The organism is Shewanella halifaxensis HAW-EB4 (genome assembly GCF_000019185.1).
GTDB classification, from domain to species: Bacteria; Pseudomonadota; Gammaproteobacteria; order Enterobacterales; family Shewanellaceae; genus Shewanella; species Shewanella halifaxensis.
This window is the reverse complement of sequence record NC_010334.1, coordinates 1,529,447-1,547,247: the sequence shown is the minus strand read 5'-3', so window position 1 is coordinate 1,547,247 and position 17,801 is coordinate 1,529,447. Positions and strand designations below refer to the sequence as shown.

The 17,801-nt window shown below is 45.6% G+C and carries 12 protein-coding genes; 6 read left to right on the top strand and 6 right to left on the bottom strand.

Annotation, left to right across the window (positions count from 1 at the left end; genetic code table 11):
- Positions 1-218: 218 nt before the first annotated feature.
- Together rsgA and SHAL_RS06505 are read left to right on the top strand one after the other, a co-directional pair.
- On the top strand, positions 219-1,406 hold the full coding sequence (gene rsgA / locus SHAL_RS06510) for a ribosome small subunit-dependent GTPase A (RefSeq protein ID WP_012276377.1): 1,188 nt from the start codon (positions 219-221) through the stop codon (positions 1,404-1,406).
- A gap of 384 nt (positions 1,407-1,790) precedes the next feature.
- The gene (locus SHAL_RS06505) at positions 1,791-4,028 is read left to right on the top strand and encodes an acyl-CoA dehydrogenase (RefSeq protein ID WP_012276376.1); all 2,238 of its coding nucleotides are present in this window, start codon (positions 1,791-1,793) and stop codon (positions 4,026-4,028) included.
- A 1,084-nt stretch (positions 4,029-5,112) separates the two neighbouring features.
- Here SHAL_RS06505 and SHAL_RS06500 read toward each other — a convergent pair.
- From SHAL_RS06500 to SHAL_RS06480, 5 genes are all read right to left on the bottom strand, one after another.
- Positions 5,113-7,125 carry an alkyl/aryl-sulfatase gene (locus tag SHAL_RS06500; protein ID WP_012276375.1) on the bottom strand — a complete coding sequence of 671 codons (2,013 nt, stop codon included), beginning with the start codon at positions 7,123-7,125 and terminating at the stop codon, positions 5,113-5,115.
- Between the two features lie 171 nt (positions 7,126-7,296).
- On the bottom strand, positions 7,297-8,358 hold the full coding sequence (locus tag SHAL_RS06495) for an AraC family transcriptional regulator (protein WP_012276374.1): 1,062 nt from the start codon (positions 8,356-8,358) through the stop codon (positions 7,297-7,299).
- Positions 8,359-8,403: 45 nt separating this feature from the next.
- Positions 8,404-8,892, bottom strand: coding sequence for a nuclear transport factor 2-like protein (locus SHAL_RS06490; protein WP_012276373.1), 489 nt, complete (start codon positions 8,890-8,892; stop codon positions 8,404-8,406).
- Between the two features lie 182 nt (positions 8,893-9,074).
- On the bottom strand, positions 9,075-10,484 hold the full coding sequence (locus tag SHAL_RS06485; protein ID WP_012276372.1) for an ammonia-forming cytochrome c nitrite reductase subunit c552: 1,410 nt from the start codon (positions 10,482-10,484) through the stop codon (positions 9,075-9,077).
- Positions 10,485-10,570: 86 nt separating this feature from the next.
- Entirely contained in the window at positions 10,571-11,782 is a 1,212-nt protein-coding gene (locus SHAL_RS06480; protein WP_012276371.1) for an NnrS family protein, read from the bottom strand.
- Between the two features lie 385 nt (positions 11,783-12,167).
- Here SHAL_RS06480 and SHAL_RS06475 point away from each other — a divergent pair, with 385 nt between their 5' ends.
- A complete protein-coding gene (locus SHAL_RS06475; protein ID WP_012276370.1) occupies positions 12,168-12,788 on the top strand; it encodes an NAD(P)H-dependent oxidoreductase in 621 nt (206 codons plus the stop codon).
- Positions 12,788-14,716 (top strand): monovalent cation:proton antiporter-2 (CPA2) family protein, encoded by a 1,929-nt coding sequence (locus tag SHAL_RS06470; RefSeq protein ID WP_012276369.1) that lies wholly within the window; start codon positions 12,788-12,790, stop codon positions 14,714-14,716. The genes SHAL_RS06475 and SHAL_RS06470 overlap by 1 nt, the downstream gene beginning before the upstream one ends.
- A 183-nt stretch (positions 14,717-14,899) precedes the next feature.
- Here the strand turns inward: SHAL_RS06470 and hpf are convergent, their stop codons facing one another.
- Positions 14,900-15,256 (bottom strand): ribosome hibernation-promoting factor, HPF/YfiA family, encoded by a 357-nt coding sequence (gene hpf, locus SHAL_RS06465; RefSeq protein WP_012276368.1) that lies wholly within the window; start codon positions 15,254-15,256, stop codon positions 14,900-14,902.
- Positions 15,257-15,854: 598 nt separating this feature from the next.
- Between hpf and SHAL_RS06460 the strand changes: the two genes are divergently transcribed.
- On the top strand, positions 15,855-16,154 hold the full coding sequence (locus SHAL_RS06460) for a hypothetical protein (RefSeq protein ID WP_012276367.1): 300 nt from the start codon (positions 15,855-15,857) through the stop codon (positions 16,152-16,154).
- Between the two features lie 3 nt (positions 16,155-16,157).
- Entirely contained in the window at positions 16,158-17,801 is a 1,644-nt protein-coding gene (locus tag SHAL_RS06455) for a PepSY-associated TM helix domain-containing protein (RefSeq protein ID WP_012276366.1), read from the top strand.

The following is a 17,801-nucleotide window of genomic DNA, read 5'->3' as shown; positions in this document are numbered from 1 at the left end:
CTGGGCAACTGTAGCACTTTAACCTCATACCTCTTGCTAGCCGCAGGAGTATGTTTAGCGTAAGCCTCTGATTTAAAATGAGCGGTAATCTCTATTACGCCTTTTAAACCTTGGTAGCAATAAAGCGCTTTGCCCGGTAGTGACAAACACTTTACCGGGGTCTTATCTATCAAGAGTCCCCCAGAATTAATATTCAGGCGCTTTGCGCTGGGGTTTATATGACAAAATCAAACCGTTTTAACCACCTAAAATCCAGTACATTTTCACGTACGGCTTCTTCAGCTAATACGTCATCACCGTTCTGTTCGGCTACGAGTTCGGTTACCAGTGTAGAAAACGCTCCAAGCGTGCCTACGCCGCTAGACAGTGGCTCTTTTTATAGCTTAAAGCAACTTGGCTGGAATCCGTTTTTTCAGCAACAGCTTCTTATTGAAACTCAAGAGTACGCGACTATAGCAAGGGTTAGTGCTCATCACCGTAGCCAGTATCAATTACTCACTGAAAACGGAGAGTCGACACTGGAAATCCATCAAAACATGCCAGATATGACGGTCGGTGACTGGTTACTGTTAGACAGTCAGCAGCATTTTGTCTCAGTACTGGAACGCAGTACATTGTTTAGTCGAAAGGCGGCGGGCTCTAAGGTCGAGCAGCAACTTATCGCTGCTAATCTTGATTGGGTATTTATCGTATCGTCACTCAATGATGACTTTAATATTAACCGCATCGAGCGCTACTTGGCATTGGTTCACGAAGCGAAAGTCACTCCGGTAATCGTGCTGACAAAAGTCGATTTATGTGATGATCTTACGCCCTATATAGAAGCGCTCAGAGAGTTAGATTCGAGTCTATTAATCGAAACCGTTAACGGTCTAGATGAGCAAAGCACTCGGGCACTCTCGAGTTATTGCGTTGACGGTAAAACCGTGGCTTTTATCGGTTCTTCTGGTGTGGGTAAGTCCACCCTAGTTAACGCACTATTAGGCGACAGCAGTCAGTTAACATCGGCAATACGCCAAGACGATAGTAAGGGACGACATACCACCACGAGCCGTTCACTGCATTTGACTCGCAGCGGCGGGCTATTGCTCGACACTCCCGGTATGCGCGAGCTACAACTGGCCGATTGCGAAGAGGGCTTAAATGAAACCTTTGCCGATCTTGTTGAATACGCGCAGCAATGCCGTTTTATCGACTGTCAGCATGAGAATGAGCCCGGCTGCGCTGTTCAGGCGGCAATTGAAAATGGCCAACTAACCGAGCGACGCTTACAAAGCTTTCAAAAGCTGATGCGGGAGCAGGCGTTAAACGGCGCCAGTATTGCCGAGAAACGAGCAAAAGATAAAAACTTAAGCAAGATGTACAAGCGAGTTCAGGGCGAGGCTCGAGTACATAAACGAGGTTAATAGGCCTAATACCTAGACCTAGAACCTAATAACAGGCGTACTTAAACCAAACATAAACAAGGGCGATATCGCCCTTGTTTTATTTTTGCCGTTTCCATGATTAAGCTCCTCTAATACCAACTCAGTATAACAAGCCATCTACCATCTCTATTGCTGCCTCAATTAAGTCATTATCACCATTGCAATAAAGTCATATCACTAAAAAATAATTTCATTCGAGCGTACAGCCGTAAGCTTATGAAATTTTTACCGTAAACAACCAAAACCGAACAAAACCTCAATAAAAATCCAAACAAGCGTTTAAATTTGTTGTTTGAAAGTTTGATCTACAGCTCATTTTGTGACGTAATGTGAACCATACTTCTGGTCGGACGAGCATATAATATGAGCATAAGAACACAATTTAGAAAAATATTGCCAACCATATCAACCACAGAGCAAGAAGCACTCGATGCCGGAGATGTGTGGTTAGAAGGTTCGATTTATCAAGGCGTTCCTGACTTTGCCGCCCTTCGCGAGATCCCAGTTGCAACACTATCAAACGATGAGCAAGCCTTCCTCGATGGCCCTGTTGCCACCTTACTTGATATGGTGGATGACTTTGAAATTCAGCAAAATAAGCACCTACCAGATAACATTCTTAACTTCTTAAAAGAGAACAAATTTTTCTCTCTTATTATCCCGAAATCTTTCGGTGGCCTCGAGTTTAGCCCTTATGCTAACTCCACCATTGTGGCAACCATCGCCGCTAAAAGCTCCGCTGTTGCGGTAACGGTCATGGTACCTAACTCACTCGGCCCAGGTGAGCTACTGATGCACTACGGCACCTCTGAGCAGCAAGATTACTGGCTACCACGTCTGGCTAACGGTCGTGAGATCCCCTGTTTTGCACTCACAAGCCCCGAGGCCGGTTCAGATGCAGGTAGCATTCCAGATATCGGTATCGTCACTATGGGTGAATACCAAGGTGAGCAGGTACTGGGTATGAATGTGACTTGGGATAAGCGTTACATCACGCTATCTTCTATTGCGACAGTATTGGGCCTCGCATTTAAAGTCGAAGATCCGAACGGTCTACTCGGTGGCAAAGAAGACTTAGGGATCACCTGTGCGCTCATTCCAAGATCGCATCAAGGTGTTCAGCTAGGTAATCGTCATGATCCAATGGGCATTCGCTTCTACAACGGTACGACCCGTGGTGAAAATGTGTTTATCCCTATGGACTTCATTATTGGCGGACAGAAGAATATCGGTCGCGGCTGGTCTATGCTCGTTGCCTGTCTGGGGGCTGGACGAGGGATCTCACTACCCGCCCTTGGTGCATCGGTCAGTCAGGCCTCTTTCAAGTCTTCGGCTGAGTATGCCGCTGTACGAGAGCAGTTTGGTTTGTCGATTGGTAAGTTTGAAGGTATTCAAGAAAAACTCGCCGATATCGCTGGTAAAACTTACCTACAAGAAGCGATGCGCGTACTGACCACAGAAGGCTTAGGTCTCGGTTTAAAGCCATCGGTGGTTACCGCTATCGCTAAATACCATATGACCGAGCTTGGTCGTAACATCCTAGAATCGGCGATGGATATTCAAGCAGGTAAGGCGATTCAGTGTGGTCCTCAAAATACCTTGGCCTCTGCTTATGTGGCGCAGCCCATTGCCATCACGGTTGAAGGTGCAAATATTCTGACTCGTAACCTGATGATTTTTGGCCAAGGTGTGATGCGTTGTCACCCACACTTGCAGAGTATGGTCGAGACCATCCACTCAAACGATAAGGGTGCCGATAAAAAGTTTAACAGTATCTTAAGTAAAACGATCGGCTACAGCGTGGGTAATAGTTTACGTGGATTTAAGCTAGGGCTACTGCCTTTTACCGCCGCTGCCAGCTCTAATCTTGCAGAGGTTAAACCTTACGAGCAATCGGTGAATAAGCTTGCCTCAAAGCTTGCAGTCTATGCTGATTTCTCACTATTAGTGCTTGGCGGTAAACTCAAGCAAGCAGAAATGCTTTCAGCGCGCCTAGGTGATGTGATGAGTTACCTGTATGCGGCAATGGCCTCTATCCGTTACTACGAAAAGAAACTTAGCGCAGAGCAGCGAAAAGAAGCGGCGCCTTACTTCCACTACGCCACGCGCTGGTCACTATGCCAGGCAGAGAAAGCCCTGTTGGAGTTCTTAGATAACTTCCCATCATCGGCAACACGCAAGTTTATGCGTTTAATCACCGTCACTTACTCGGCTAAGATGCCAAAAGTCAATGATGATCTTGTTCGTGAGCTCGCTAAGCAAGCTCAGCTCAATACTGAGTTTAAGAAGAACCTGACTCACCTTATTAAGCCTGTGGCTGGTGATGGTAACGATATCAACGAGCAAGCTTATCTTGCAAAAATGGCATGTTTACCACTACTTGCTAAGGTTAAGAAGGCCCTTAGGGCACGAACCTTTAAGGCTGGGGTTAAATTCTCGCTGACCTTAGATGCGGCGCTCGAAGCTAAGGTGATTACTGGCGATGAGCACAAGCAGCTACAAGATTATAATCTTAAACGTGAACGTGCGATTCGTGTCGATGAGTTTGATTTTGATATGAACTTAATTAGCGACAAGCCAGATTTAAAGATCGCTAACTAGTCGTTAGCTAATCGATAGCAGTTTGATAGCTGCTCAGTAATCAGTTATAGACTGTCACTAAAAAGCCACCGCAAGGTGGTTTTTTTAGCTTCGAAATAAGCTAATTGGATTTTTGTTTTTACTAGGTGTTCTATGGTTGTGAGTATTAAATCGATGCTCTAGAGTTATTAATCGCCTGCAGCGGGCACATGTGCAGATACTGCCGTGACACGCTGCAAGTCCATCCTTGGAATGAGGGCTGATTACATTTATTTTGGGATTGGTGTTACAAAGTAGCGCATTTGAACTTGTAGCTTCATAGCTATCAATCGCCTGCAGCGGAGTATGTGCAGACACTGCTGAAGCACGCCTCGAGTACGTCCATGTAGGCTCAACGAAAACATCCATGTGTTCGACGGCTTCAGCCGTATCTACACTTGATAATTGGTGTACTCATTCGGCTGAGAGGTTTGGTTTCTAACTTGAAAATGCCCCAAAGTGTGTTTACCTTTGAGTAAAGGTGTACCTAATCGCCTCCAGCGGGGTATGTGCAGATACTGCTGTGACACGCAGCAAGTCCGTCCTTGGAAGCTCGACCATGACGTCCATGTCATGGACGGTCACGGCCGCATCTACACTGGATAATTGGTGCATTTATTTAGCCGTGGTGGTTCGATTTCTAAATTGAAAATGTCCAAAAACGAGTTAGGGCTTTAGTCATAACTCAAAACCCTAGTAGCGCATTTAGGCCTGCAGAAAACACCCTCTCCCCATCGAAGTTGCCGAAGTATGTTGAAGAAATAGTCGTAATGCCCACACGGATGTGGGCATAGCTTTCGCGGGGCAGGATGCCCCATCGGAAGCGTTAGACTATTTCAATTAAGTATGAGGCTCGTATCTAATGCATGTAACTTCGTCGGGGCGTCATGGTGGATGCAACAGCAAAGGGGTCGGAGCGAATTAACTGGTGAGATGAATAATCAGATGTCGCTGCAGCTGTGGGCTTCGGTTTCAGGGATGAAACCGCAGAGCGGCCATGGATGGCTTTATAGCGTCCCACAGAAGTAGCGACATGTGAACTGACTCATTACTCGCTAAGCTCTTGCTAAGGAGTCACAATATTAAACACACCTTTGGGTTTATCTAACGATGAGAAAAAGCTGACTAAATCAAGCTTACTGCCCTCGATGGTTAACTCATCTGAAAATAGCACCTCTTTTACGCCAGCGTTGCCTATGATTAGGTCGACAAACAGCTCATGGCTGATGTTAAGTGTTGCGTTAGCACTCGCGGACTTAGGCGCAAGCTTGTGATGTAACACGGCATTTTTAAGGCTTAACAGGTAGTTTTTATCGAGATCGATAAAGTTAATATTAAACACAAACTCCTCACCAAAAACCTCTGGACCGATCACCCTCGTTGCCATCGACTGCATAAAGTTATCGAGAGGAGATTGCAGTAAAATCTGCTTCATCGAGGCCAGTTCAATCCCCTTTTCAGGGCTGCCATGTCGCAGCTCATAGGCAGCAGTTAGATATACATCTCGCCACGGTGCCGATTCTGCTTGATAGCCTAACTGATCATAAACCAGCGCCAACAAGGCTTTTGCCCTATCGTTATCATCGTCACTAACCACCAGATGATTAATCAGCTCTGCGGCCCAACGGTACTCTCCAGAGTCCACGGCCACTTGCGTTGCCGCCATAACCTTATCTGCTCCCCCCATCAGTTCAACATACTTAATGGCGGTTTTGGTCGCTGGCAGCGGATCTAAGTTAACTGGGTTGGCGTCATACCAACCTAGATAGGCTTGATACACTGCCTTGGCATTGTGCTTGGCCGTGCCGTAATAGCCGCGCGATACAAATGTGTTAGATAGCGCAGGTGGCATCTGGATCTGCTCGGCAATCTCTTCCGGCGTCAGTCCTGCATTGAGCATACGTACAGCTTGATCGTGGATATATTTATAAGTATCACGCTGCTTCTCCAAGAACTCATTGACTCTCTCTTGGCCCCAAATGGGCCAATGGTGGCTACCAAAATACACCTTGGTATCTCGCTGGGCCATTAGCGCCTCATCAATAGCCCGACTCAAAGTTAAGGCATCTCTCACCTTAGCGCCTCGCAAGGTATAGAGATTATGCATATTCTTCGAGACTAACTCGGCGCCGCAATAAGCTTGCTGCTCAGGCAGATAGAAAGTAAATTCTGCTGGCGCTTCTGAGCCTGAAACAATATGGAACTCGAACGGTACGCCATCTATCGTCATAGAGGCATCTTGCTCTACTATTAAGTTAGGATTCAAGATCCCAAATTGGCCAAATGCAGGTTCTTTACCTAGGCCAGAATCGATATGCCCCCGCTCCGAACGCGGTAGCTGCTTACCATACATATACATGGCGCGGCGACTCATGGCGGTACCTGCAATGACATTCTCGCTGGTCGCCTCATGCATAAAGCCTGCTGGGGCGATGATATCGACTTCCTCAGTAAAGGCCTCTCCCTCAGCCAACAAACCGAGTGCGCCGCCAAAGTGGTCCATATGACTGTGGGTGAATATAATCGCAGAAATCGGCCTTTTCCTTAATCTCTTATTGAGAAAATCAAAGGCGACTTTTGCCGTTTCTGCTGTGGTTAACGGGTCGACAATAATCCAGCCCTTCTCTCCCTCTATCACCGTCATATTGGCTAAATCAAAGCCTCGCAGTTGATAGACGTCCTTTGTCACTTCAAATAAGCCGTCAATATTATTAAGGCTCGCTTGGCGCCAAAGGCTTGGGTTAACACTGGCCGGCGCTTCTCCCTCAATAAAATCATAAGCGCTTCTATCCCAGACAATGCTGCCGCTCGCATCGAACACACTTAGATCTGGCATTCTCGCGATAAAGCCGCGATTAGCATCGTCAAAGTCCTCAACATTATCGAAAGGAAGCAGAGATAATAGCCGTTGATTAGCTTCTATGGTGTGGGAGCTCGCGGCAGTGAAACCTGCGCTATCAGGCTTGTCATCATAATTAGCTGACGCCTTAAATTCTGGTTGGCAGCCAACCAGTAAAAGCGTCGTTAATCCCGCAAGCAGATAGGGTTGCAAAGCCTGTTTTATCGTTATTGTTAGCATATGACCTGATCCGATGGTTAATCCATACGGACAAGCTATTACATTAACGCAACATTGTGGTTATCATTTTTCGCCAACTATCATCCGAAACCTTAGGCAAATCTCAATAGCTGAATTAAGCAATAGGCAATAGAGCGAAAACTTAGCTGAACTCTTGGGCTCTTTGCGAGTTTACTGTTCACGATGCTTTTCACGGTACAGTGAAGGACTGCTTCCCTGCCAAGATCGGAAAGAGCGGGTGAAATTACTCACGTTACTATAGCCTAAAGTGTCGGACAGTAAGCTAATGGGCATATCGGTGTTAATGAGATAATGCAGCGCTAACTCTTGGCGCTTAAGTTTAAGTAACTCTCTAAAACCTGTTCCTTCAAGTTGTAGGTAGCGACCTAAACTACGTTCGCTAATATTGTACATCTGGGCGATTTTCGCCGCCGTAGGCTCTTGGTTAAGCAAGGTAGCATGGATCCCTTGGCTAATTTTCTGTCGCCAACTCAATGCCTGCATATCATGCAGATATTGACGTACAGCCAGTTCATTAGACTCAGCCAATTGAGAGTCCTTGGTCAGCGCCGTCTGCTCCAGAATACTTCTGTCCATCCACATACAATTATCAGTGGCATTCATCACCACAGGGCAACCGAAACAGTCTTGCCATGCTTGATTTGATTTAGGCGCACTACGCATTAATTCAACTCTGCGCACAAAGTGACGATGACCTACCATCTGCTTACCCTGCTGCATCAAGCTGCTAAAAAACGCATCGATAGCTAACTCGCTAATCTCTACCCCTTTTAGAGGACTAATGGTAAACCCAAGCCACTGTGGTGTACGTTGCAAGCGGATCTGGCCACTGTTACTCACCAGTGCGGAATAATCGGGGAGTGCTTCGAAGGCTTGCGCTAATGAGTCAGTACTCATCATAAGTTTCCCCAAAGAGTGAAAATGCATGGGGAACGCATATTGGCCAACGGTTAGACCAAAGGCATCCGATGTTGACGCCTGCTCAGCCGCTCGCCAGAGCCGAGTCATTTTATCTATTTCGACTCGCTCGTAGGGCTGCGCTTCCAATGCATCAAGATCTAACCCGACTCGATGAAATAGCGCCTTAGGCTCGATATTGCTAACACTTAATGCTCTAGCAATCGCCAGAGACCAAGCCGCAATTGTGGTGTAGTTACCAGATCCTAAGTTAGCAGGGTCTAAGCTAGCAGGATTTATGTTAGCCGAGCTCAAGTTAGCGCCTTGCCATGAAATAAGTAACGGGTAAATAAACCAAAATCACAGCGTCTCACCATGACGACGAATATGACTGATACGCCCTTGCTTATCAAACTCTAAGCTAATCACACTGAGGCGGTCGATATCCAGCGACTGGCTCTGACCTGTGGGTTTAATTTTGCCTTTTTCTCGCAGCTTTAGTACCACGACGTTAGGCCCGACTATCATCTGCTGGATCTGCACTTGATTCTCTAGGGTTTGCTGTTTCATTTTCTCAATCAAGCGGGCGCGTAACTTGGTTTTATCGGCAGAAAAAGTCACCTTATAATGGACATACTCATCGATAAAACTCTCTGATAACAAGCTGAGGTAATGGTCGATATCCTCAACCCCGCTATCGAGCCTCTGCCTCGCATTCTTCGCCGCAACAAACTCCAGCCCTTTCTGCTTAAGCTGTGCTTCGCTCAAATTATCTAGAGCAAAGCTAGCCGTTGAAAAAAAGAGACTTAAAAAGCAGAGGGATAACTTGAAAACCAACATATTACGCATACCATGTCCTTATCGTTAGCTGCAGTTATTTTAACTGCACCTCTACTCTGTACAAATTTAACCAGATTATCAGCTTTAATAGATCCCTGTCATCTAGGAATGGGGATGATAAAAAAAGGCTCAAAGGAGAACCTTTGAGCCTTTAAAGCGAGTCACTAACTTAAGTCATGTTAGCCAAGCGATTAGTAACCGTAACGTGTCACTTCAGACCAGTTTTTATCGACCTCTTGCTTAATAAACTGCTGCTTCTCTTGAGTTAGCTTATCAAGTTTAATTCCGACAGCGGCTTGGGCCGACTCTTTGCTGCTAATGTCAGGGTAATCAACCTTAGTCACAGCGAACATCTTCAAGATTTCAGCTAGCGACTCTCGAGCATAGTTAACCTGTTTAATCGACATATCGAGCAGCGCGTTCCCTTCTTTAGGGTTGTGGGCATATAAACCATGAGACGCCATGGCAAAGTCCCAGCGCCACTGTGAGTGACGAATAGCCATAATCGCATCATTCATCAATGGCCACGTTGCACCCGCCTCCCACGCCGCTGCGGCCTCATAATGAGCTTTAACTAACAAGCCTTCGACTTCTCGAGCCTTGGCATCAATTGCCGCCTTACTGTTTTCAAGAGACTTGATGATGGTTTTTTCACTCTTATGGCAGTTTTGGCAAACCGAATCGAAATGATCCAGCGCTTTACTCACCTTATGACTGGTAAAGGTATTACCTTGTTTGTCTGTCTCTTCGGGCATATGACAGGTAATACAAGTCACTCCCGCCTCGGCATGTTCACTTCTCACCCAATGTTCAAACTCAGGATGACGCGCCTTTAGGATCGGTGTTTTCGAGATGGGATGGATCCACTCATAGAAACGGCGGGTATCGTAATACTTCTCGATATCGTCGACATTGTTACCAAAGATCCATGGGATATTGACCTTGTCACTGCGCTCAGGTTGAAAATAGTAAGTCACATGACACTGACCACAAACCTGTGCCCCTTGCATATTGGCATCTTGCTTATCGAACGGTAGATGCACCTTGGCCATCGCATCTTGGGCATGGGGGCGCGGCAGCGCCAACTCAGCCTTGCCATCCACATGACAATCGGTGCAGTACACCACGCTATTAACTTCAGTCCCAACATCAGTAAAGTTTTTGGCAGAAAAACCTTCAATACCTAGCTCTTTCATTAACCTTGGAGCATCGGGTGTTTTGCAGGTCCAGCAGCTAGCCGACAACCCCTTTTCTCCCGCAGCTGGCGGCACGCCGGTACGTAGCGTGTGGGTCACATCCGCCACCGCAAAATGGTGGCCACGGGGGCTGTTGTACTCTTTTGCAAATGAGGAGCCCGCCCATAAAATAATGGCCGCAGGGTAACTGGCGAGCATATCTTCACGCTCGGTTTGCTCAGAGGTCTCCTGCCAACTTTCATACTGCACAGGAAACTTAGCCCGTAGCGCTTTATCTATTTGCTGTTGCGCTTTGGCGCCTGCCGTCTGTGCATTGGCGTTTTCTTCTGCCTGTACACTGGTTATCGGCATTAGCAAGGCTAAAGATATCGACCCGGCGATTTTTATCAGATTTTTTACTGTCATTTGTTTTTCTATCAACCTTATCTGCTTTGTTCTTAACTGTTTTTTATTAAGTTTATTATTAAGCCGTTTTCTTTTAATAATAAAAATTATCCGGGTCGACCATCAATACGCGGTTTAGAGAGGATCGAGGCGTAATTGAATACAAACATAGCAAAAGCTAACGACCAAAAGCCGCCCGAGAGCCATAGCCATAGCTGGTAATGCTCTGGTGCGACAATCGGCATCACAGCACGTAATATTGCAGCGATAGGCAAACAGAGAAAGGCTAACACCATATTAGGGCCTTCGTAGATGTTACGACTGGTGTGGCCTAGGGAGACTCTGGAAATCATTGACAGACAAATCCCGGCCAACGAGCCAATGGCGAACAGGTGCAACAGATGGCGATAGGCCATGGTGTCATCGATGCTCCAAGCCATCGCCAATAATGTAATTGGCAATAGTAAGTATGAGATTTGTAGAGACCAAAGCATCGGCTCTTTGAGTGTCTTAAAGGGGTGCCAACGCGACCAACGCACTAGGTGTAATCCACCAGCAAGGTACAGTAACACTTGCTCCACCTCTTTAGGCATCACCTGAGTAATCGCCTGCACAACTAAGGCCACCATAATAATGATTAAGCTTCTATCAACCAGTGCAATAGGCTCAGGTTTGGTCTCCTTTATGCGAATTGCGGTAAAGAAGGGAATAACACGTCCACCGACTATAGTGATCAGCAGGCCTAACCACCACAACATGGATTGCCAGATCTGCTGACTCAGAGAGAAATCCCGCTCACTCAGGGCGTAGTAACTTAAAAGATTTATCAGCATCGCCACAAATAGCATGATAGGAAAGCCAATATTGTGCCACTGCTTCACTTTATAGATGCTGCGCCACAGCTTAATGGCGGTAAGGCCCAAGAACAGCGAATCCAGCAGCGCCGGAAGCCACAATGGAATAGATACGGGTAGCAGTAAGGCTAATCGCGCCAATAACCAGCAAGCGAACGTGAGCGCTAAAGCCCAGCCTTTCATGCCCGGCTGATTAGTCCAAGTTTGAACAGCCGTGAGCAGGAAACCACACACGATTGCCAGCGCAAAACCAAATAACATCTCGTGAGGATGCCACCATAGGGGAACCACTTTTACCCAAAAGTCTGTCTGAAACAAACTGTATTGAGGATAAAACCAAGTCAGTAACCATAAGGGTACAAATAACATAGCAACAATCGCGCCGCCTAAGAAAAAAGGCCGAAACCCTAAACGAAAAATAGCCGGGATTTTTTCAGTTGCAGCAGGATCGTCAATATTTAGCATCGTTATACCTCACTCATAACACACATTTTAAATACACCTTATCCAGCGTAGTGTATCTGCGTCCATTTATGATAACAATTGAAATTCGATAACATTGCAACTTATGTGAACTTTGTTGCTATCTGACTGTTTTACTTTATATCTTTATAGGTAATAGAGCGAGCAATTATCAAACAATTCATAGTCACTCCATTCTGGCACCTTATTGATCTCAATAAAGATAATGCATAAACAGTATTATAAATGATCAACGCCGACGACGATTTGGCGCTGACACTCTTTTTCAGCAGCAACACTCAGCAGGTTTCCCCCTAAAAACCCTTAGCGCATCTCCTTGTCTATGCTAGATTTAATAGCAATCGATTATGAAAGAACTGGGTAAAAAATGGCACAAGTGGCAAAAAAAATTCTCGTACTGTATGCACACCCCTCCCAAGAACGATCCGAAATCAATACTCCTCTATTTAAAACGACCCAGTTGCAGCCAAACGTAACCGCCGTTGATCTCTATGGTGAGTACCCCACCTTTAGGATCAATATTGACAGGGAACAACAAAGACTCAGAGACCACGATATCGTGGTTTTTATGTTTCCACTGTATTGGTACTCCACACCTGCGATTTTAAAAGAGTGGCAAGATCTGGTTTTAGAGTACAACTTTGCCTACGGTGCTAAAGGTAAAACCCTATGTGGAAAAACCTTTCTGTGCGCCCTTAGCGCAGGAGGGAGTGAGTCAGCATACTGCGAGGAGGGTTATAACCACTTTTCTCTAAGAGAACTACTGCGGCCTCTAGAGCAGATGGCCAACTTAACTGGCATGAACTTCTTAGCCCCATTCGCACTGTTCTGCGCCCGAACCGCCTCAGAGGAAAACCGAGTCGATACTCATGTTCAAAAATGGATTAGAACACTCAGGGCACTCAGTGAGGACAGATTCGATATCGAGTTCGCGCAATCGCTCGAAAAACTCAATGGCCATCTAGACCAACTGATCAGGGAGCACTAATGACAGCTTATTTTATTCAAGCTTTTATCTATTTATGCGCCGCAGTTATCGCTGTACCCATCGCCAAAAGACTCGGCCTAGGCTCAGTACTGGGCTACTTAATGGCAGGCGTTGTAATAGGCCCTATTATTGGCCTAGTCGGTGCTGAAACCAACACACTGCAACATTTTGCCGAGTTTGGTGTGGTGATGATGCTATTCCTTGTGGGCCTTGAGCTTGAGCCTAAAATGCTGTGGAATATGCGCAATAAACTGATCGGATTAGGTGGCCTGCAGGTGGGTCTATCTACGCTTGTGGTTATGGGGATAGCCCTGAGTTTCAACTATGGCTGGAGTATCGCCCTAACCGTGGGAATGATTTTTTCGCTGTCATCGACCGCCATCGTACTGCAGACCTTTAATGAAAAGAGTCTTACCAAAACAGAAGGTGGCAAAAACGCTTTCTCAGTACTGCTGTTTCAAGATATCGCCGTCATTCCTATGCTGGCATTTATCCCGCTGCTAGCTTTACCCGAGTTAGTCGAAAAGGCGCAGTCCGTTACACAAAGCGCCGCCGAGCACCACGATGAGCTGTCGTTAGTAGCGGGGCTACCGGGATGGGCATACGGTATTGTTGTATTAATGGCTATTGCCAGCGTTGTGGTTGGCGGCCACTACTTAAGTCGTCCGCTATTTCGCTATGTTGCCAGTTCGGGACTGAGAGAGATCTTTACCGCAACCGCACTGATGCTCGTTATCGGCATTGCCGCGCTCATGAGCCTTGTGGGTTTGTCTCCCGCGCTAGGCACCTTTCTTGCAGGCGTTGTGCTGGCTAACAGTGAGTTTAGGCACGAGCTTGAGTCCAATATCGAACCATTTAAGGGGCTATTACTCGGGCTATTTTTTATCACCGTGGGCGCAGGCATAAACTTTGACGTACTCCTTAGTCATATCGGCCCGGTGATGGCTATGACGTCTGGCGTGATATTAATAAAGGCTTCCGTACTGTTAGTGCTGGCCTTTATTTTTAAGATCAGGGGCAGCGACCGTTGGCTATTTGCCCTGAGCCTAGCGCAAGCCGGTGAATTTGGCTTCGTGCTACTTAGCTATACCGTGCAAAACCATGTTATCACCAATGAACTCGCGCAGTTGCTGTCACTGGTTGTGGCCATCTCTATGTTCCTCACACCGGGGCTATTTATTCTATTCGATAAAGTCATACTGCCTCGCTATGAAAAAAACGAGAATACTCGCGAGCCCGATGATATTGATGAAAAAGGCACCGTGATTATTGCGGGTGTTGGCCGCTTTGGGCAGATAGTTAATCGTTTATTAGTGACCAATGGTGTGAAAACCATAGTACTGGATCATGAAGTTCAGCAAGTCGAAAACTTAAGGAAAATTAACACCAAGAGCTATTATGGTGACGCCACCCAGCCCGACTTGCTCCATACCGCAGGCATTGAACAGGCTAAGATGTTAGTCATCGCCATAGATGATCCTGAGCGCGCTGTTGGCTTAGTTGAATATATCAAACATACCTATCCTCACATTATTATCATGGCTCGTGCTTTTGACCGAAGGCACCTCTATCGCCTGCGTAACGCAGGAGCTGATTTTATGGTGAGTGAGACCTTCCATTCGGCGCTCAACCTAGGTAAGCATGCGCTGATAAGATTAGGTGTACATCCGTTCAAGGCCGAGCAGCAGCGGGCAACCTTTTATGAGACGGAAACCACCCATAAAGACACCCTGTATGAGGCATGGAAACAGTTTACTGAAGACGATAAGTATCTAGTCCATTACCGTGATATGTTCATTCAACTTGAAGAAACGCTAAGTGCAGCGATGAAAGATGAGCGCTATCGCAGTTTCTCAAAAGTGGAGCGTAGCTGGACTCCACCGCCTAAAGAAAATCATACTGAGTTTTCAAAGGCGGAAAGCGATTAGCGTCGCGCTAACAAGAAGCGGCATAGTCATCAAGCTGTGCCTTTTCGACTAGCAATGGTTCCAGATATTGAACTACTACATTGTTGAAACTAGAAATCGGTAGTTAAAAAAAAGCCCTCGTTACCGCTTGGTAATGAGAGCTTTATCTCTATTGTCGAGTGACAAAAATCTTAGATTTTGGGATTAGACTAAGTTCATCTCTTGAACTTTCTCATGTGCAATCTCAGGTGTCGTCACAACAGGCTTAGAATGTAGATCAGCCTTCAGTTGACCTTTACGATGCTTTAGTGCCGCATCGAGTTTTTTGGCTGCGTTGGTAATCGCTGGATACATAACGGGATCATTACCAGACGCCGAAATACGGCTTCCTTCATAATTGGTTCTGATTTCAACCTGGAATTCGCCATGCTCTTTCGAGATGATAATATCGAGTGCGATCAGGGTTGGAAAATGACTCTCTATCTTCGAAAACTTCTCTTGGACATGCTGCCTTACAACGTCAGTAACTTCAACGTGGTGACCAGAAAGATTTATTTTCATAGGGTTTCCTTTTTACAATGACTTCTTATCTAATACATTTGAGGCTTTCGCTTTAAATTACAAGCTTTATTAAAAATAATTTATACAAAATTTTGAGAAAATCATCCTTAAAAATCGCTGTAGCCCAGTCTGTATAGGGGAAGTACACATTTTGTTATATTAATAGTTTTAATCAAGCAATCACTTAACCATGGTTAAAACATAAGCTAATTGTGGCATTCATCAGGATACAATGCATTAGCAAACAGCAATCTAATCTCGTTGTTCCTCTACTAATTTAGACAAAAAAATTTGCTTTAGCTTGATTTTTATCACTCTTTACTCAAATAAAACTAATTTTATTTTGATGTCTACTTCTAATCAGACACTTACAAGCAAAAATCGTCATATCCGTTAGGATAAAAATCGCTCTGGTTTAAGCAATACTCGCCCCCTTAAGGCCCTTGAATAAACAACACATTTGAGAGCTATATCGCAGTTTGTAATCCCAAGCATTAAACACGAATGGAAACGGTTCTCAATTACACCTTTTAATGTAGAATGCAGTTAACTTTTTAGCGGCTTTTAAACTTACAAGTTAAATTAGGTGTACCTAGAAGTGCAAACAACAAAATTAACCTTACCTAAAACACTGGATTCGGACAGGCTAAAGATAGGCTTTCGCGCATTTTCCGCAATTTTTGCTGGCTATCTTTTAGCCGCCACAGTATCAGGTCTGCTTGCCATAACTCTTCCTTTCTCGGCGATAGACAACGTATTAACGGCCATGATGCTATCGTTTACGGTCTATGCAACAGCTGGGATATGGGCATTTAGTGTGCAAAATCACTGGCGCGCATTAAGCGATCTGCTTCTACTTAGCGGCCTTTTTTACCTGCTTATTCGGCTGATAGGTTAAACCATGAAAGAGACATTTTTTCGCAGCATGACTTGGCTGCACACTTGGGTAGGTTTGCTTGTTTGTTGGGTACTGCTGCTGGTCTTTTTTGCAGGGACATTAAGTTACTATCGTTATGAAATAACACTATGGAGCAAGCCTGAACTTCATAAAAATGTCATCCAGCAATATGACGCTAGCCAAGTTGCCAATGAGCTTGAGCGTGCTCAAAACTATCTAACAGAGCATGCGCCAGATGCACGTGACTGGCGAATCAACTTCCCGACAGACCGTAAACCCTATATGAGCTACAGCTGGCAAACACAGCCAGAAGAGGGCCAACGTCGTGGTAAATTTATTGAACATATCGCGCCAATTGAAGGTAATGACTTGATCAGCGATGTGCGAGAGTCAAAAGGCGGACACTTCTTCTATCGCCTGCATTTCGACCTACATTACATGCCCGCTAAGATTGCTCGCTGGATAGTCGGATTCTGCACCATGTTTATGCTGATAGCCCTCATTAGCGGTATTGTGATCCATAAACGTATTTTTAAGGACTTCTTCAGCTTTAGGCGCAACAAAGGCAGTCGTTCATGGCTAGATGCCCATAATGTAAGCTCAGTGCTTGCCCTGCCGTATCATCTAATGATCACCTACACCGGATTAGTGACCTTGATGATGATGTATATGCCATGGGGAGTGATGACGGCATACGATGGCGACTTTAAATCTTTTAGCAAAGAGTTACGTCCTAGCCGAGTACAAGTGAAACCTGTTGGGATTGAGGCGCAAACCGTCTCAATTAGCGCATTGCTACCACAAGTTAAAGCTATTTGGGCTCAGGATCCTATCAAGCAAGTCGTGATAAATAACCCAAGCGATCAAAATAGCAAAATCAATTTTTATCGAGATACAGGCGAAGCCGTCACTGATAGAAGGACTGCGATTATCTTTGATGGTAGCAACGGCGAACGACTCAACTCTGGTATCGAACCAAATTCTGGTGCGCAAAATACTCACGATACATTAATCGCCCTGCATACAGGACGATTTGCCGAGCCTCTACTACGAGCGCTATTCTTCATCTGTGGTATTTTGGGCTGCGCCATGATCACAACAGGAACCTTACTTTGGGCCGTTAAAATTCGTCAAAAACAACAGAAGCAGCTAAAGCAAGGCGCTAAAGCCAGCCTAGGGTTACGTTTAGTTGAAGGATTAAACTTAACATTCATCACAGGCCTTCCACTGGCTACAGCCAGTTTTTTCTATGCCAATAGATTACTCCCAACCAATCTTGCAGAACGGGCACAATCGGAAATCAACATCTTCTTTATTGCGCTTGTGACCGTAGCACTATTAGCTTGCTTTAATCGCTCTTTGGCGGCCTGGCGTGCAGTGATGATGCTCTCGGCAACAGCTTTAGTTGCCATACCCGTTCTCAATGCCGCCACCTCTAACAGCAACCTACTGGACAACATAAGCCAACGTCAATGGTCGCTGGTCGGCTTTGACGTAATGTGTGTATTTTTCGGCTTAGTACTGTTTTTCGCTCGAACGAAACTAATCAGTAAACAGGGTGTCTTTACTAAGAAAGCAGCTAATGCACGCATTGCAAACCATGAGGTTATGCTCCATACCTCATCAGCAACAAAAGAAGGAATATAG